The organism is Escherichia sp. WS2035, assembly GCF_046487065.1.
Taxonomy (GTDB): domain Bacteria; phylum Pseudomonadota; class Gammaproteobacteria; order Enterobacterales; family Enterobacteriaceae; genus Escherichia; species Escherichia coli.
The window spans coordinates 319,391-336,559 of the sequence record NZ_JBJQKD010000003.1 but is presented as its reverse complement, the minus strand read 5'-3'; the positions used below and the strand labels follow the sequence as shown (position 1 = coordinate 336,559).

Annotated in this window: 16 protein-coding genes and 2 tRNA genes; 14 read left to right on the top strand and 4 right to left on the bottom strand. The window is 49.9% G+C overall.

Going from position 1 to position 17,169, the window contains the following annotated elements; genetic code table 11:
* Nucleotides 1-161: 161 nt before the first annotated feature.
* Nucleotides 162-1,133, bottom strand: a complete 972-nt coding sequence (gene ispB, locus ACJHX4_RS08535; protein WP_001047336.1) for an octaprenyl diphosphate synthase — start codon at nt 1,131-1,133, stop codon at nt 162-164.
* Nucleotides 1,134-1,391: 258 nt separating this feature from the next.
* On the opposite strand from ispB, the gene rplU reads away from it, so the two are divergent.
* From rplU to cgtA, 4 genes are all read left to right on the top strand, one after another.
* The gene (gene rplU, locus ACJHX4_RS08530) at nt 1,392-1,703 is read left to right on the top strand and encodes a 50S ribosomal protein L21 (RefSeq protein ID WP_000271401.1); all 312 of its coding nucleotides are present in this window, start codon (nt 1,392-1,394) and stop codon (nt 1,701-1,703) included.
* Nucleotides 1,704-1,723: 20 nt separating this feature from the next.
* Nucleotides 1,724-1,981, top strand: a complete 258-nt coding sequence (rpmA, locus tag ACJHX4_RS08525) for a 50S ribosomal protein L27 (RefSeq protein WP_000940595.1) — start codon at nt 1,724-1,726, stop codon at nt 1,979-1,981.
* Between the two features lie 126 nt (nt 1,982-2,107).
* Nucleotides 2,108-3,073, top strand: coding sequence for a DMT family transporter (locus tag ACJHX4_RS08520; protein ID WP_000813040.1), 966 nt, complete (start codon nt 2,108-2,110; stop codon nt 3,071-3,073).
* Between the two features lie 15 nt (nt 3,074-3,088).
* Nucleotides 3,089-4,261, top strand: a complete 1,173-nt coding sequence (gene cgtA / locus ACJHX4_RS08515) for an Obg family GTPase CgtA (RefSeq protein WP_000673561.1) — start codon at nt 3,089-3,091, stop codon at nt 4,259-4,261.
* Between the two features lie 40 nt (nt 4,262-4,301).
* Here the strand turns inward: cgtA and dacB are convergent, their stop codons facing one another.
* Entirely contained in the window at nt 4,302-5,735 is a 1,434-nt protein-coding gene (dacB, locus tag ACJHX4_RS08510; RefSeq protein ID WP_001212629.1) for a serine-type D-Ala-D-Ala carboxypeptidase, read from the bottom strand.
* Nucleotides 5,736-5,982: 247 nt separating this feature from the next.
* On the opposite strand from dacB, the gene greA reads away from it, so the two are divergent.
* Entirely contained in the window at nt 5,983-6,459 is a 477-nt protein-coding gene (gene greA, locus ACJHX4_RS08505) for a transcription elongation factor GreA (RefSeq protein WP_001148001.1), read from the top strand.
* A gap of 155 nt (nt 6,460-6,614) precedes the next feature.
* Here the strand turns inward: greA and yhbY are convergent, their stop codons facing one another.
* Complete coding sequence (yhbY, locus tag ACJHX4_RS08500; RefSeq protein ID WP_001054420.1) at nt 6,615-6,908, bottom strand: ribosome assembly RNA-binding protein YhbY; 294 nt, start codon at nt 6,906-6,908, stop codon at nt 6,615-6,617.
* 125 nt (nt 6,909-7,033) lie between these two features.
* Between yhbY and rlmE the strand changes: the two genes are divergently transcribed.
* From rlmE to ACJHX4_RS08465, 7 genes are all read left to right on the top strand, one after another.
* Nucleotides 7,034-7,663 carry a 23S rRNA (uridine(2552)-2'-O)-methyltransferase RlmE gene (rlmE, locus tag ACJHX4_RS08495; RefSeq protein WP_000145975.1) on the top strand — a complete coding sequence of 210 codons (630 nt, stop codon included), beginning with the start codon at nt 7,034-7,036 and terminating at the stop codon, nt 7,661-7,663.
* A 99-nt stretch (nt 7,664-7,762) separates the two neighbouring features.
* Nucleotides 7,763-9,697 (top strand): ATP-dependent zinc metalloprotease FtsH, encoded by a 1,935-nt coding sequence (gene ftsH, locus ACJHX4_RS08490; RefSeq protein ID WP_001107467.1) that lies wholly within the window; start codon nt 7,763-7,765, stop codon nt 9,695-9,697.
* 89 nt (nt 9,698-9,786) lie between these two features.
* Nucleotides 9,787-10,635 carry a dihydropteroate synthase gene (gene folP / locus ACJHX4_RS08485; RefSeq protein WP_000764749.1) on the top strand — a complete coding sequence of 283 codons (849 nt, stop codon included), beginning with the start codon at nt 9,787-9,789 and terminating at the stop codon, nt 10,633-10,635.
* Entirely contained in the window at nt 10,628-11,965 is a 1,338-nt protein-coding gene (gene glmM / locus ACJHX4_RS08480) for a phosphoglucosamine mutase (protein ID WP_000071137.1), read from the top strand. Before folP ends, glmM begins: the two co-directional genes overlap by 8 nt.
* Before the next feature lie 227 nt (nt 11,966-12,192).
* A complete protein-coding gene (secG, locus tag ACJHX4_RS08475) occupies nt 12,193-12,525 on the top strand; it encodes a preprotein translocase subunit SecG (RefSeq protein ID WP_001295556.1) in 333 nt (110 codons plus the stop codon).
* A 14-nt stretch (nt 12,526-12,539) separates the two neighbouring features.
* A tRNA-Leu gene (locus ACJHX4_RS08470) sits at nt 12,540-12,626 on the top strand.
* Between the two features lie 456 nt (nt 12,627-13,082).
* Entirely contained in the window at nt 13,083-14,708 is a 1,626-nt protein-coding gene (locus tag ACJHX4_RS08465) for a phosphoethanolamine transferase (RefSeq protein ID WP_023141158.1), read from the top strand.
* A gap of 7 nt (nt 14,709-14,715) precedes the next feature.
* Here the strand turns inward: ACJHX4_RS08465 and argG are convergent, their stop codons facing one another.
* On the bottom strand, nt 14,716-16,059 hold the full coding sequence (gene argG, locus ACJHX4_RS08460) for an argininosuccinate synthase (RefSeq protein WP_000207680.1): 1,344 nt from the start codon (nt 16,057-16,059) through the stop codon (nt 14,716-14,718).
* A gap of 347 nt (nt 16,060-16,406) precedes the next feature.
* Here argG and ACJHX4_RS08455 point away from each other — a divergent pair.
* Nucleotides 16,407-16,483 (top strand) — tRNA-Met (locus ACJHX4_RS08455).
* 206 nt (nt 16,484-16,689) lie between these two features.
* On the top strand, nt 16,690-17,142 hold the full coding sequence (rimP, locus tag ACJHX4_RS08450) for a ribosome maturation factor RimP (protein ID WP_001300397.1): 453 nt from the start codon (nt 16,690-16,692) through the stop codon (nt 17,140-17,142).
* Nucleotides 17,143-17,169: the final 27 nt, after the last annotated feature.

Genomic DNA, 17,169 nt, shown 5'->3' with positions numbered 1-17,169 from the left:
TCCTGATGGCCTATTGCTCTAAAAAGTTCCTGTAAAGAGTGTGAATATTCAGAATATATAAAGATACACAGCCCTGTTTTTCAGGAGTTATAGAGCTGAATAAGTGTTTTATGGAATTTACTGGAATCATCCCGCGCACTGCGCGGGATGAGGGGAGGGGATTAACGATCGCGTTGAACAGCGATGTGCGCGAGGCCGATAAGTGCTTCTCTCCACGGGGTGTCCGGGAGCACCTGTAACGCTGCGATGGCTTTGTCTGCTTCTTCCTCGGCACGCTGACGCGTCCATTCAAGAGATCCACAAGCGTTCATTGCTTCCAGAACCGGTTCCAGAAGATGGCGACCGTTACCCTGTTCGATGGCGGTACGAATCATCTGTGCCTGTTCTGGTGTGCCATGATGCATCGCATGCAGCAGCGGCAGCGTCGGTTTACCTTCGTTCAGATCGTCGCCGACGTTTTTACCTAACTGTTCGCCATCGGCATTGTAATCGAGTAAATCGTCGATCAACTGGAAAGCAGTGCCGAGATAGCGCCCATAATCTTGTAGGCCTTTCTCCTCCTCCGGCGTACAGCCAGCCAGAATCCCGGAACACTGCGCGGCAGCCTCAAACAGACGCGCAGTCTTGCTGTAGATAACGCGCATGTAGTTTTCTTCAGTGATGTCCGGATCGTTAACGTTCATCAGTTGCAGAACTTCACCTTCTGCGATGACGTTTACGGCTTCTGACATGACTTCCAGCACTTTGAGTGAACCGAGGCTGGTCATCATCTGGAACGCGCGGGTATAAATAAAATCGCCTACCAGCACGCTGGCGGCATTGCCAAATGCGGCGTTGGCGGTAGCTTTACCCCTGCGCATATCTGATTCATCCACAACGTCGTCGTGTAGCAGAGTCGCCGTGTGGATAAACTCGATCAGGGCAGCAATGGTGACATGCGCATTTCCCTCATAGCCAACAGCTCGTGCAGCCAGTACAGCAATCATCGGACGAATACGTTTACCGCCGCCGCTGACGATGTAATAGCCTAACTGATTGATCAGTTGGACGTCGGAATTAAGCTGCTCAAGGATTGCCGCATTAACACCCGCCATATCTTGCGCGGTTAACTCATTGATTTTTTCTAAATTCATCGCAAAAGCCGGGCTTTTCGCCCCGATTACCTTACTGTGAACAAAGGCAACTTAGGGTTTATGGTTAGGAATATAGGGTGATTGTACTGAAAAAATGGCACAGATAAACGTTACCGTACAAGTTGTGTTTTTTTTCTTCGTGTATTGACTGTAGCACTTGTCAAAGGCGTGCGTTTTGCGTAATATTCGCGCCCTATTGTGAATATTTATAGCGCACTCTGAATCATTGAAAAGGTGTGCGCGGAAGCGGAGTTTTATATGTACGCGGTTTTCCAAAGTGGTGGTAAACAACACCGAGTAAGCGAAGGTCAGACCGTTCGCCTGGAAAAGCTGGACATCGCAACTGGCGAAACTGTTGAGTTCGCTGAAGTGCTGATGATCGCAAACGGTGAAGAAGTCAAAATCGGCGTTCCTTTCGTTGATGGCGGCGTAATCAAAGCTGAAGTTGTTGCTCACGGTCGTGGCGAGAAAGTTAAAATCGTTAAGTTTCGTCGTCGTAAACACTATCGTAAGCAGCAGGGCCATCGTCAGTGGTTCACTGATGTGAAAATTACTGGCATCAGCGCCTAAGACCTGAGGAGAGATTTCAAATGGCACATAAAAAGGCTGGCGGCTCCACACGTAACGGTCGCGATTCAGAAGCTAAACGCCTGGGCGTTAAGCGTTTCGGTGGTGAATCCGTTCTGGCGGGTAGCATCATCGTTCGTCAACGTGGTACCAAATTCCACGCTGGCGCTAACGTAGGTTGCGGTCGTGACCACACTCTGTTTGCTAAAGCAGACGGTAAAGTGAAATTCGAAGTTAAAGGCCCGAAAAACCGTAAATTTATCAGCATCGAAGCTGAATAAGTTTTTCGCGTCCCGGTAACGGATGAAAGCCCCGCAACACGTTGCGGGGCTTTTTACATTCGATAACCGGTAAAAATGCGCATGGTGCGACGTTAATCCGCATATGCGCTTTGCAGGGAATACGGTATGAAGCAGCAGGCAGGCATTGGCATTCTTTTGGCGCTCACCACAGCAATTTGCTGGGGGGCGTTGCCAATCGCAATGAAGCAGGTGCTGGAGGTGATGGAACCTCCGACAATCGTGTTTTACCGTTTCTTGATGGCGAGTATTGGCCTTGGTGCCATTCTTGCGGTGAAGAAGCGGTTGCCGCCATTACGCGTGTTTCGTAAGCCACGCTGGTTGATTTTGTTAGCAGTGGCGACCGCCGGGCTGTTTGGGAACTTCATCCTGTTCAGCTCATCCTTGCAATACCTGAGTCCGACCGCTTCGCAGGTGATTGGGCAACTCTCGCCAGTTGGCATGATGGTTGCCAGCGTATTTATCCTGAAAGAGAAAATGCGCAGTACTCAGGTTGTAGGGGCATTGATGCTCCTGAGCGGCCTGGTGATGTTTTTTAACACCAGTCTGGTCGAGATATTTACAAAGCTCACCGATTACACCTGGGGAGTTATCTTTGGGGTCGGTGCGGCGACGGTTTGGGTGAGTTATGGCGTGGCGCAAAAGGTTTTATTGCGTCGGCTGGCCTCACCGCAGATCCTGTTTTTGCTGTACACTTTATGTACAATTGCGCTCTTCCCTCTGGCAAATCCTGGAGTGATAGCGCAGCTTAGCCACTGGCAGCTCGCCTGTTTAATTTTTTGCGGACTGAATACATTGGTAGGATATGGCGCCCTGGCGGAAGCGATGGCTCGCTGGCAGGCAGCGCAGGTGAGCGCGATCATCACGCTCACCCCACTGTTTACGCTGTTTTTTTCAGATCTTTTATCACTGGCCTGGCCCGATTTCTTCGCCAGACCGATGTTAAACCTTTTAGGTTATCTCGGTGCGTTTGTCGTGGTTGCGGGCGCGATGTATTCCGCCATTGGTCATCGTATTTGGGGCGGATTACGTAAGCATACAACGGTGGTATCGCAACCCCGCGCAGGCGAATGATTTACGGAGAATAAAATGAAGTTTGTTGATGAAGCATCGATTCTGGTCGTTGCAGGTGATGGCGGTAATGGTTGCGTGAGCTTCCGCCGCGAAAAGTATATTCCGAAAGGCGGCCCGGATGGCGGCGACGGCGGTGACGGTGGTGACGTATGGATGGAAGCCGACGAGAACCTGAACACGCTTATCGATTATCGTTTTGAAAAATCTTTCCGTGCAGAGCGCGGTCAAAACGGTGCAAGCCGCGACTGTACAGGTAAGCGCGGTAAAGACGTCACGATTAAAGTGCCGGTAGGTACGCGTGTAATCGACCAGGGTACTGGTGAAACCATGGGTGATATGACCAAACACGGTCAGCGTCTGCTGGTTGCTAAGGGCGGCTGGCACGGTCTGGGCAACACTCGTTTCAAATCGTCAGTTAACCGTACACCACGGCAGAAAACTAACGGTACGCCGGGCGATAAGCGTGAGCTGCTGCTGGAGCTGATGCTGCTGGCTGACGTCGGTATGTTGGGGATGCCAAACGCGGGTAAATCGACCTTTATTCGTGCTGTATCGGCGGCTAAACCGAAAGTGGCGGATTATCCGTTTACCACTCTGGTACCAAGCCTGGGCGTGGTGCGAATGGACAACGAAAAGAGCTTCGTTGTTGCCGATATTCCAGGGCTGATTGAAGGCGCTGCAGAAGGCGCAGGTCTGGGCATTCGCTTCCTGAAGCACCTGGAACGTTGCCGCGTCCTGTTGCACCTCATCGATATCGATCCGATTGACGGCACCGATCCGGTTGAAAACGCGCGTATTATTATCAGTGAGCTGGAAAAATACAGCCAGGATCTGGCGGCGAAACCGCGTTGGTTAGTTTTCAACAAGATCGATCTGCTGGATAAGGCAGAAGCCGAAGAGAAAGCGAAAGCGATCGCTGAAGCGCTGGGCTGGGAAGATAAATATTATCTGATCTCTGCGGCGAGCGGACTGGGCGTGAAAGATCTCTGCTGGGATGTGATGACCTTTATCATTGAAAACCCGGTCGTGCAGGCTGAAGAAGCGAAACAGCCAGAGAAAGTCGAATTCATGTGGGATGATTATCACCGTCAGCAGCTTGAAGAGATTGCTGAAGAGGATGATGAGGACTGGGATGACGACTGGGACGAAGACGACGAAGAAGGCGTTGAGTTCATTTACAAGCGTTAATCAGCAAAACCCCGGCCATGTGCCGGGGTTTCTCTTTAGGCTAATTATTCTGATAAATATCTTTATACAAACGGCTTTCAAAACGCACTAACGGAATACGGCGATTACGCTGATCCGCCGGTTCTACTGCATAGCCAGAAAGATATTGCACAAACGCCATTCGTTGCCCGCTCGCTGTGGTAATGAATCCCGCCAGGTTATATACCCCCTGCAACGAACCGGTTTTCGCTGAGACTTTTCCATCCACGCCCGCCTGATGCAGACCTGCACGGTACTGCAAAGAGCCGTCATAGCCCGCCAGCGGCAGCATGGAGATAAAGTTAAGTTCATTGTCGTGTTGGGCAATATATTGCAGCACCTGCATCATGGTGGCGGGGGCAATCAGGTTATGCCGCGAAAGCCCTGAACCATCGGCAATAATGGTGTTTCCGATATCGACACCGGCTTGCTGGCGCAGGATCTGACGCACGGCGTCCGATCCGGCCCGCCATGTTCCAGGCACATTGAAGCGCGCATGGCCGATCATGCGGAAAACCGTATCGGCAATCATGTTGTCCGACTTTTTCAGCATAATCTTAAGCAGATCGTGCAGCGGGGCCGACTGTTTACTGGCAACTACCGTTCCAGGTTCGTTAACCTGAGTCTGGCGCAGCAGTGTTCCGCTCCAGGCGATACCCGCCTGTTTTAACTCATCTTTCAGAATTGCCCCGGCATAGCTGGCACCATCCTGCACGGCAAAAGCCAACGGGAGCGGCTCAGAACGTTGTGGCAGGCATCCCGTTAGCGTAAAGCGGTTCAGGTCACCTGGTACGACATCCAGTTCGCAGTATTGCGCTTCGGCAGAACCACGGGGGAGGGTGCGTACCTGGCTGAACATCGTAACGGGGTAATAAGATGCCACGCGTATAAAAGCCATATCACCAGGTTTTGGGGCACTGTAGAGCGAGACGGAGAAACAGTTGCGGTCAACTATGGCGGCGGCAGGCGGTGCGCTAAAGCATTGTGTCATGTCATTCCATGGCCAGCCGGGGGCTTTATCGTGGCTGGCGAAAATGGAGGTATCTATCAACACATTGCCATCGATTTGGTTGACGCCAGATTTTTTCAAAGTCGTGACCATATTGCGAATATCCTGACGTTTTAACGTCGGATCGGCACCAAATCGCGCAACTAAGTCACCCTTAAGTACGCCGTTTTCCACATTGCCTTTGGTTTCAAGCGTCGTGGTAAAACGAAAATCGGGGCCGAGTTGAATCAACGCCGCCAGCGCAGTAATCACTTTCTGCGTACTGGCGGGTAGCGCCATCTGCTGACTGTGGTAATCAATAGCGGGGGCCGACGCGCCGACTTTTTGCACCATCAGGGCAAGGTTGGCACCTGCGGGGAGTTGAGTAATGTACTCATCAACATTTGCGGCCTGAACACTGAACGCTATACAGCTGGTCAATCCGATGATAAATCTGGAAAATCGCATAATCTCGCGCTAACAACCTGGAATCGAGCCGTCATACTACGGCGCAACGCCCTATAAAGTAAACGATGACCCTTCGGGAACTCCAGGGTAAAATGACTATCAAAATGTGAATTGTAGCTGACCTGGGACTTGTACCCGGGTCGGTATTTTTTTGCTTCTGGTCCCGGTGAGGAGTTATGCCGGGCAGGCCGAACAGCCGGGGTGGGTGAAGACTTGCCCCATCAGGAATATTCAAGAGGTATAACAAATGCAAGCTATTCCGATGACCTTACGCGGCGCTGAAAAATTACGCGAAGAGCTGGATTTTCTGAAATCTGTGCGCCGTCCTGAAATCATTGCTGCTATCGCGGAAGCGCGTGAGCATGGCGACCTGAAAGAAAACGCCGAATACCACGCAGCTCGTGAACAGCAGGGCTTCTGCGAAGGCCGTATCAAAGACATCGAAGCCAAGCTGTCGAACGCGCAGGTGATTGATGTCACCAAAATGCCCAACAATGGGCGCGTTATTTTTGGTGCTACCGTAACGGTGCTGAATCTCGATTCTGACGAAGAACAGACTTATCGCATCGTTGGCGATGACGAAGCTGACTTTAAACAAAACCTGATTTCTGTAAACTCGCCTATTGCTCGTGGCCTGATCGGCAAAGAAGAAGATGATGTTGTGGTCATCAAAACGCCGGGCGGCGAAGTAGAATTTGAAGTAATTAAGGTGGAATACCTGTAAGAATTACCCAATACTCAAGATGTTGATGTATTGTAAAGAAAGGAAAAAGGCCGCTATGCGGCCTTTTATCAACGAACAGAGCGTGGCATTTTGCTCTCCTGCCTGCGGAAAACCCCTCGTTTTACACAGCGAATGTGTGTAACTTTAGGATAATCTTAGCGTGGCAGCGAGATTTTACGTTCTTTAGTTGGGCGATAAAGCACCAGCGTTTTACCGATGACCTGTACATTACAGGCGCCGGTTTCGCGCACGATAGCTTCCACGATCAAGGTTTTAGTTTCGCGATCTTCGGTGGCGATTTTCACCTTGATGAGTTCATGGTGCTCTAACGCTTGTTCAATCTCGGCCAGCACCCCTTCGGTCAAACCATTACTGCCAAGCAGAACAACTGGCTTGAGCGGATGTGCCAGACCTTTCAGGTGCTGTTTTTGTTTAGTACTCAGATTCATCGTATTTTTTGCTTACGTTGGGATTGAAAACGGGTCATTCTACCGCCATCTCCCATATATCACCAAATAGGCGCGTAAAAATTTACGCAATTGGTTACGATGAGTTATCCCCATGGGAAAGTTAAATGACAGGTAAGAAGCGTTCTGCCAGCTCCAGCCGCTGGCTTCAGGAACACTTTAGCGATAAATATGTTCAACAGGCACAGAAAAAGGGGTTACGTTCCCGTGCCTGGTTTAAACTTGATGAAATACAGCAAAGTGACAAACTCTTTAAACCGGGAATGACGGTTGTCGACCTTGGTGCTGCTCCGGGTGGTTGGTCACAATATGTGGTCACCCAAATTGGCGGCAAAGGCCGCATCATCGCTTGCGATCTTTTACCTATGGATCCTATCGTTGGTGTGGACTTTCTTCAGGGCGATTTTCGTGATGAACTGGTGATGAAAGCACTGCTGGAGCGCGTTGGCGACAGCAAAGTCCAGGTTGTCATGTCCGATATGGCACCAAACATGAGCGGAACACCGGCGGTGGATATCCCCCGTGCCATGTATCTGGTGGAACTGGCGCTAGAAATGTGTCGTGATGTATTAGCGCCAGGTGGCAGTTTTGTAGTGAAGGTGTTCCAGGGCGAAGGTTTCGATGAGTATCTAAGGGAAATTCGCTCCCTGTTTACGAAGGTCAAAGTTCGTAAGCCGGACTCTTCTCGTGCACGTTCGCGGGAAGTGTATATTGTAGCGACCGGGCGTAAACCCTAACCGGGAGATTTCAGACGAAAGTTTGAAAGATGCTGGATATAGAGTATCCTGACGCTGTTTTTAACACAGTTGTAATAAGAGGTTAATCCCTTGAGTGACATGGCGAAAAACCTAATACTCTGGCTGGTCATTGCCGTTGTGCTGATGTCAGTATTCCAGAGCTTTGGGCCCAGCGAGTCTAATGGCCGTAAGGTGGATTACTCTACCTTCCTACAAGAGGTCAATAACGACCAGGTTCGTGAAGCGCGTATCAACGGACGTGAAATCAACGTTACCAAGAAAGATAGTAACCGTTATACCACTTACATTCCGGTTCAGGATCCGAAATTACTGGATAACCTGTTGACCAAGAACGTCAAGGTTGTCGGTGAACCGCCTGAAGAACCAAGCCTGCTGGCTTCTATCTTCATCTCCTGGTTCCCGATGCTGTTGCTGATTGGTGTCTGGATCTTCTTCATGCGTCAAATGCAGGGCGGCGGTGGCAAAGGTGCCATGTCGTTTGGTAAGAGCAAAGCGCGCATGCTGACGGAAGATCAGATCAAAACCACCTTTGCTGACGTTGCGGGCTGCGACGAAGCAAAAGAAGAAGTTGCTGAACTGGTTGAGTATCTGCGTGAGCCGAGCCGCTTCCAGAAACTCGGCGGTAAGATCCCGAAAGGCGTCCTGATGGTAGGTCCTCCGGGTACCGGTAAAACGTTGCTGGCGAAAGCAATTGCAGGCGAAGCGAAAGTTCCGTTCTTTACTATCTCCGGTTCTGACTTCGTAGAAATGTTCGTCGGTGTGGGTGCATCCCGTGTTCGTGACATGTTCGAACAGGCGAAGAAAGCGGCACCGTGCATCATCTTTATCGATGAAATCGACGCCGTAGGCCGCCAGCGCGGCGCAGGCTTGGGCGGTGGTCACGATGAACGTGAACAGACTCTGAACCAGATGCTGGTTGAGATGGATGGTTTTGAAGGTAACGAAGGTATCATCGTTATCGCTGCGACTAACCGTCCGGACGTTCTCGACCCAGCCCTGCTGCGTCCTGGCCGTTTCGACCGTCAGGTTGTGGTTGGCTTGCCAGATGTTCGCGGTCGTGAGCAGATCCTGAAAGTTCACATGCGTCGCGTACCATTGGCACCCGATATCGACGCGGCAATCATTGCCCGTGGTACTCCTGGTTTCTCCGGTGCTGACCTGGCGAACCTGGTGAACGAAGCGGCACTGTTCGCTGCTCGTGGCAACAAACGCGTTGTTTCGATGGTTGAGTTCGAGAAAGCGAAAGACAAAATCATGATGGGTGCGGAACGTCGCTCCATGGTGATGACGGAAGCGCAGAAAGAATCGACGGCTTACCACGAGGCGGGTCATGCGATTATCGGTCGCCTGGTGCCGGAACACGATCCGGTGCACAAAGTGACGATTATCCCACGCGGTCGTGCGCTGGGTGTGACTTTCTTCTTGCCTGAGGGCGACGCAATCAGCGCCAGCCGTCAGAAACTGGAAAGTCAGATCTCCACGCTGTACGGTGGTCGTCTGGCGGAAGAGATCATCTACGGACCGGAACATGTTTCTACCGGGGCGTCCAACGATATTAAAGTTGCGACCAACCTGGCACGTAACATGGTGACCCAGTGGGGCTTCTCTGAGAAATTGGGTCCACTGCTGTACGCGGAAGAAGAAGGTGAAGTGTTCCTCGGCCGTAGCGTAGCGAAAGCGAAACATATGTCCGATGAAACTGCACGTATCATCGACCAGGAAGTGAAAGCACTGATTGAGCGTAACTATAATCGTGCGCGTCAGCTTCTGACCGACAATATGGATATTCTGCATGCGATGAAAGATGCTCTCATGAAATATGAGACTATCGACGCACCGCAGATTGATGACCTGATGGCACGTCGCGATGTACGTCCGCCAGCGGGCTGGGAAGAACCAGGCGCTTCTAACAATTCTGGCGACAATGGTAGTCCAAAGGCTCCTCGTCCGGTTGATGAACCGCGTACGCCGAACCCGGGTAACACCATGTCAGAGCAGTTAGGCGACAAGTAAGTTCCCGTATCAGATGACTGTATTTGTACCGAAAACCCCGGGGCGTGCTCCGGGGTTTTTTCTTATCAATTCATACCAGGGATAACATCATGAAACTCTTTGCCCAGGGTACTTCACTGGACCTTAGCCATCCTCACGTAATGGGGATCCTCAACGTCACGCCTGATTCCTTTTCGGATGGTGGCACGCATAACTCGCTGTTAGATGCGGTGAAACATGCGAATCTGATGATCAACGCTGGCGCGACGATCATTGACGTTGGTGGCGAGTCCACGCGCCCAGGGGCGGCGGAAGTTTGCGTTGAAGAAGAGTTGCAACGTGTTATTCCTGTGGTTGAGGCAATTGCTCAACGCTTCGAAGTCTGGATCTCGGTAGATACATCCAAACCAGAAGTCATCCGTGAGTCAGCGAAAGTTGGCGCTCACATTATTAACGATATCCGCTCCCTTTCCGAACCTGGTGCTCTGGAGGCGGCTGCAGAAACCGGTTTACCGGTTTGTCTGATGCATATGCAGGGAAATCCAAAAACCATGCAGGAAGCGCCGAAGTATGACGATGTCTTTGCAGAAGTGAATCGCTACTTTATTGAGCAAATAGCACGTTGCGAGCAGGCGGGTATCGCAAAAGAGAAATTGTTGCTCGACCCCGGATTCGGTTTCGGTAAAAATCTCTCCCATAACTATTCATTACTGGCGCGCCTGGCTGAATTTCACCATTTCAACCTGCCGCTGTTGGTGGGTATGTCACGAAAATCGATGATTGGGCAATTGCTGAACGTGGGGCCGTCCGAGCGCCTGAGCGGTAGTCTGGCCTGTGCGGTCATTGCCGCAATGCAAGGCGCGCACATCATTCGTGTTCATGACGTCAAAGAAACCGTAGAAGCGATGCGGGTGGTGGAAGCCACTCTGTCTGCAAAGGAAAACAAACGCTATGAGTAATCGTAAATATTTCGGTACCGATGGGATTCGTGGTCGTGTAGGGGATGCGCCGATCACACCTGATTTTGTGCTTAAGCTGGGTTGGGCCGCGGGTAAAGTGCTGGCGCGCCACGGCTCTCGTAAGATTATTATTGGTAAAGACACGCGTATTTCTGGCTATATGCTGGAGTCAGCACTGGAAGCGGGTCTTGCGGCTGCCGGTCTTTCCGCGCTCTTCACTGGCCCGATGCCAACACCGGCCGTGGCTTATCTGACGCGTACCTTCCGCGCAGAGGCTGGAATTGTAATTTCTGCATCGCATAACCCATTCTACGATAACGGCATTAAATTCTTTTCTATTGACGGTACTAAGCTGCCGGATGCAGTTGAAGAAGCCATCGAAGCGGAAATGGAAAAAGAGATCAGCTGTGTTGATTCGGCAGAACTGGGTAAAGCCAGCCGTATCGTTGATGCCGCGGGTCGTTATATCGAGTTTTGCAAAGCCACGTTCCCGAACGAACTTAGCCTCAGTGAACTGAAGATTGTGGTGGATTGTGCAAACGGTGCGACTTATCACATCGCACCGAACGTGCTGCGTGAACTGGGGGCGAACGTTATCGCTATCGGTTGTGAGCCGAACGGTGTAAATATCAATGCCGAAGTGGGGGCTACCGACGTTCGCGCGCTCCAGGCTCGTGTGCTGGCTGAAAAAGCGGATCTCGGTATTGCCTTCGACGGCGACGGCGATCGCGTGATTATGGTTGACCATGAAGGCAATAAAGTCGATGGCGATCAGATCATGTATATCATCGCGCGTGAAGGTCTTCGTCAGGGCCAGCTGCGTGGTGGTGCTGTGGGTACATTGATGAGCAACATGGGGCTTGAACTGGCGCTGAAACAGTTAGGTATTCCATTTGCGCGCGCGAAAGTGGGTGACCGCTACGTACTGGAAAAAATGCAGGAGAAAGGCTGGCGTATCGGTGCAGAGAACTCCGGTCATGTGATCCTGCTGGATAAAACCACTACCGGTGACGGCATTGTTGCTGGCTTGCAGGTGCTGGCGGCGATGGCGCGTAACCATATGAGCCTGCACGACCTTTGCAGCGGCATGAAAATGTTCCCGCAGATTCTGGTTAATGTGCGTTACACCGCAGGTAGCGGCGATCCGTTGGAGCATGAATCAGTCAAAGCTGTGACCGCAGAAGTTGAAGCGGCGCTGGGTAGCCGTGGACGTGTGCTGTTGCGTAAATCCGGCACCGAACCGTTAATTCGCGTGATGGTGGAAGGCGAAGACGAAGCGCAGGTGACTGAATTTGCACACCGCATCGCCGATGCAGTAAAAGCCGTTTAAAACGATAAATGGCTGGCTAAAAAGGCGGCGATTGTCGCCTTTTTTCTCAGCGAACACATCGGTTTTGCTGTTTTTTTCCGCAGTTGATACAATGCAATAAAATTGCCCTTGCGAAGGTCATTCGCTTTGGTTAGTATTCACACCCGCTTCAGTGGGAAAGGTTAAATATTCCCGCTTTATTGGTTGAAGCATTGGTACGCGGCAACTCCGCAAGGAACAGGTTGATTATGTACGAAGCTCTTTTAGTAGTTTTCCTTATTGTGGCAATTGGCCTTGTTGGTCTGATCATGCTGCAGCAAGGTAAAGGCGCTGATATGGGAGCCTCCTTCGGAGCAGGCGCTTCCGCTACGCTGTTTGGTTCAAGTGGTTCTGGTAACTTCATGACTCGCATGACGGCGCTGCTGGCAACGTTATTCTTCATCATCAGTCTGGTGCTGGGTAACATCAATAGCAACAAAACCAATAAAGGTAGCGAATGGGAAAACCTGAGTGCGCCGGCGAAAACCGAACAAACTCAGCCAGCTGCTCCGGCTAAGCCGACCAGCGATATCCCGAACTAAAAAGTAGTATCCGTGCCGAGGTGGTGGAATTGGTAGACACGCTACCTTGAGGTGGTAGTGCCCAATAGGGCTTACGGGTTCAAGTCCCGTCCTCGGTACCAAATTCCAGAAAGACGCTGAAAAGCGTCTTTTTTCGTTTTGGTCCTGGTCTGAGGAATGGTTGTCAGGTATCTGTATCTCGTCCAGTTGTTTTACTCGTAGCTGGTACCTTGAAACGATGGTGCCGGTATGCCTTAGTTATAAGCTTTTCCCTTCTGCTGACATAATTGGCACTTTATTGTGTCAACTCCATTTCCGGTACGAATACGGATATGTTTACTTCTCGATAAACCATCCTGCCCCTGTCAGTATAACTACTGATGGCTACGTTCTGCGTAATGTTTAGAGACGCATTGATAATGTTATTTAATTACTGAGAACGCAATGGCCGCATCATTTAAAAAGAAAAAATCTAGCAGTGTTTCGGTCTGATATGGATTAGAGTTGAAAAACATGTCTGATATAAAATTGAACATTGTTGATAATTGTTTATATTGGTTGTGAACTTGGATTTCTGGATGACAGTATTCAACAAATTTGTTAAAAGTTTTAAATCTCATTGGTTGTTGTATCTTTGTGTTATTATTTTTGGTATTACGAACTTAGTCGCTTCTTCCGGAGCGCATATGGTTCAGCGATTGCTGTTCTTCGTTCTGACCATCCTGGTTGTTAAACGTATACCATCCCTTCCGCTTCGCCTGCTTATTGCCGCACCATTTGTGTTACTGACTGCGGCAGATATGAGTATTAGCCTCTATTCATGGTGTATCTTTGGTACAACTTTCAATGATGGATTTGCGATTAGTGTGCTGCAGAGTGATCCGGATGAAGTTGTCAAAATGCTGGGAATGTATATCCCTTATCTATGTGCTTTTGCCTTTTTATCCCTTCTTTTTTTGGCAGTAATAATAAAATATGATGTTTCCTTGCCGACAAAAAAAGTGACAGGAATATTATTGCTGATTGTCATTTCGGGCAGTTTATTTTCCGCTTGTCAATTTGCTTATAAAGATGCAAAAAATAAAGAGGCGTTCAGTCCATATATACTAGCGTCGCGATTTGCTACCTATACGCCGTTTTTCAATCTCAATTATTTTGCTTTAGCAGCGAAAGAGCATCAAAGATTACTCTCAATTGCAAACACGGTGCCGTATTTTCAATTATCAGTCAGGGATACAGGTATTGATACCTACGTGTTGATTGTGGGGGAGTCTGTACGTGTCGACAATATGTCTTTGTATGGATATACACACTCTACGACACCGCAAGTCGAAGCACAAAGAAAGCAGATCAAACTGTTTAATCAAGCAATAAGCGGTGCACCTTACACTGCGCTGTCGGTTCCCCTTTCTTTAACTGCTGATTCTGTTTTGAGTCATGACATTCATAATTATCCGGACAACATTATTAATATGGCTAATCAAGCAGGATTTCAGACTTTCTGGCTAAGCTCGCAATCCGCTTTTCGGCAGAATGGTACAGCAGTTACCAGTATCGCCATGCGCGCCATGGAAACAGTCTATGTCAGAGGATTTGATGAATTGTTGTTGCCGCATTTATCGCAAGCGTTACAGCAAAAGACGCAGCAAAAGAAACTGATTGTTCTTCATTTAAATGGAAGCCATGAACCGGCTTGTAGCGCCTATCCGCAATCCAGCGCTGTGTTTCAACCGCAGGACGATCAGGATGCCTGCTATGACAACTCCATTCATTACACAGATAGTTTGCTAGGTCAGGTTTTTGAATTATTAAAAGATCGCCGCGCCTCGGTCATGTATTTTGCCGACCACGGCCTGGAACGCGACCCTACGAAGAAGAACGTCTATTTTCATGGAGGCAGGGAGGCTAGCCAGCAGGCATATCATGTCCCTATGTTTATCTGGTATAGCCCCGTTCTTGGGGATGGCGTGGATCGCACAACGGAAAACAACATCTTTTCGACAGCTTACAATAATTACATTATTAATGCGTGGATGGGGGTAACAAAGCCGGAACAGCCGCAAACGCTTGAGGAAGTGATTGCACACTATAAAGGAGACTCGCGGGTTGTGGATGCAAACCATGATGTTTTCGATTATGTGATGCTCAGAAAGGAGTTTACAGAGGATAATCAAGGTAACCCCACCCCTGAAGGGCAGGGTTGATGTCGAATTACTGGCCTTTATTTTCCAGATTCTCCACCTGCGGCACCCCTGAAGCGGCAGAGGAGGAGAGCAGGCCAGTTTTGGCATAACCGAAAAGTTTCTCGCGGGTATCGGTGATATCCAGGTTACGCATGGTCAGTTGACCGATACGATCATCTGGCGAGAACACCGAGTCGCCTTTTTCCATCGTCAGACGCTCTGGCTTGTAGGTCAGGTTCTCTGAGACGGTATTCAGGATTGAATAATCGTTCCCGCGGCGCAGCTCCAGAGTAACTTCACCAGTGATCTGGCTGGCAACCCAGCGTTGCAGAGAGTCCCGCAGCATCAGCGCCTGGGAGTCAAACCAACGTCCCTGGTACAGCAGACGGCCCAACTGACGACCATGCGCGTGATACTGCTCAATGGTGTCTTCGTTGTGAATACCGGTCAACAAACGTTCATACGCAATGTGCAGCAGTGCCATCCCAGGGGCTTCATAAATGCCGCGGCTTTTTGCTTCGATGATACGGTTTTCAATCTGGTCGCTCATGCCCAGGCCGTGACGACCGCCGATGCGGTTAGCTTCCAGCATCATTTCTACGTCGTCGCTAAAGGTTTTACCGTTCAGCGCCACCGGATGACCTTGCTCAAAGCGTACTGTGACTTCTTCTGCCGGGATTTTCACGCTCTCATCCCAAAACTTCACGCCCATAATTGGGTTGACGATTTTGACGCTGGAGTTGAGGTATTCCAGATCCTTCGCTTCATGCGTTGCACCAAGCATGTTGGAGTCCGTGGAGTAAGCTTTTTCGACAGACATTTTGTAGTCGAAACCGCAGGCAATCATAAATTCAGACATCTCATGACGGCCGCCCAGTTCATCAATAAAGTCAGTATCAAGCCACGGTTTGTAAATCTGCAGTTCAGCATTGGTCAGCAGACCGTAACGGTAGAAACGTTCGATATCGTTTCCTTTATAGGTGCTGCCGTCACCCCAGATATTCACGCCATCTTCTTTCATAGCAGCAACCAGCATGGTGCCGGTCACGGCGCGGCCCAGCGGCGTCGTGTTGAAATAGGTCAGTCCACCAGTGGTGTTATGAAATGCGCCACACTGAATAGCGGCAATACCTTCGGCCACCAGTTGTTTGCGGCAGTCGATCAGACGTGCGTTCTCCGCGCCGTATTCCATGGCACGACGAGGGATCGCATCATAATCCTCTTCGTCTGGCTGGCCCAGGTTTGCAGTATATGCATAAGGAACAGCTCCCTTTTGTCGCATCCACAGCAGTGCGGCACTGGTGTCCAGACCGCCGGAAAAAGCGATACCAATACGTTGACCTACCGGGAGATGCTTGAGAATCGTCGTCATAAAATAACACCCTGCTTAATTAACTGATGATGAGCCTGGATTTCTGCTCTCACTGAATTTTTATGCAAAATAAATGAGTTTTCATTTAATCATCTTTTATCGGAGACAGGAAGAGTTTAGTGTGTTTTTTGTAAAATAATGCGCTTAAGGGAAAGCAGGAGAAGGTAAAAGTATTCAACAAATGAAAGTGAACTGGATATTCATTCACGTGATTAGCAATAAACGTTGACAAAATGTGGCGTGGATCACTATAATGCCCGCAGATTTTACGTCCCGTCTCGGTACACCAAATCCCAGCAGTATTTGCATTTTTTACCCAAAACGAGTAGAATTTGCCACGTTTCAGGCGCGGGGTGGAGCAGCCTGGTAGCTCGTCGGGCTCATAACCCGAAGGTCGTCGGTTCAAATCCGGCCCCCGCAACCACTTTCCCTTAGAGTCCTTTTTCAAATATACTGTGAAGACTTCGGCCTTCGTAGTGGGATTTGAAAAAATCCTTCTGGAAAGTGCTCCAGACCGCAGTTGCGGTTATAGGGTTCAGTTATATAAAGCCCCGATTTATCGGGGTTTTTTGTTATCTGACTACAGAATAACTGGGCTTTAGGCCCTTTTTTTATGTCTTGGGGGTGGGCTTGTCCACATTAGAGCAAAAATTAACAGAGATGATTACTGCGCCAGTTGAGGCCCTGGGTTTTGAACTGGTTGGCATCGAATTTATTCGCGGTCGCACATCCACACTGCGCATCTATATTGATAGTGAAGATGGCATCAATGTTGATGATTGTGCTGATGTGAGCCACCAGGTAAGTGCTGTGCTGGATGTTGAAGACCCCATCACCGTTGCTTATAACCTGGAAGTCTCCTCACCGGGTCTCGATCGCCCACTGTTCACGGCTGAACACTACGCCCGTTTTGTCGGAGAAGAGGTGACTCTGGTTCTCCGTATGGCGGTACAAAACCGTCGTAAATGGCAGGGCGTTATCAAAGCGGTAGACGGTGAAATGATCACAGTTACCGTCGAAGGTAAAGATGAAGTGTTCGCGCTGAGTAATATCCAGAAGGCGAACCTGGTTCCCCACTTTTAATAGTCTGGATGAGGTGAAAAGCCCGCG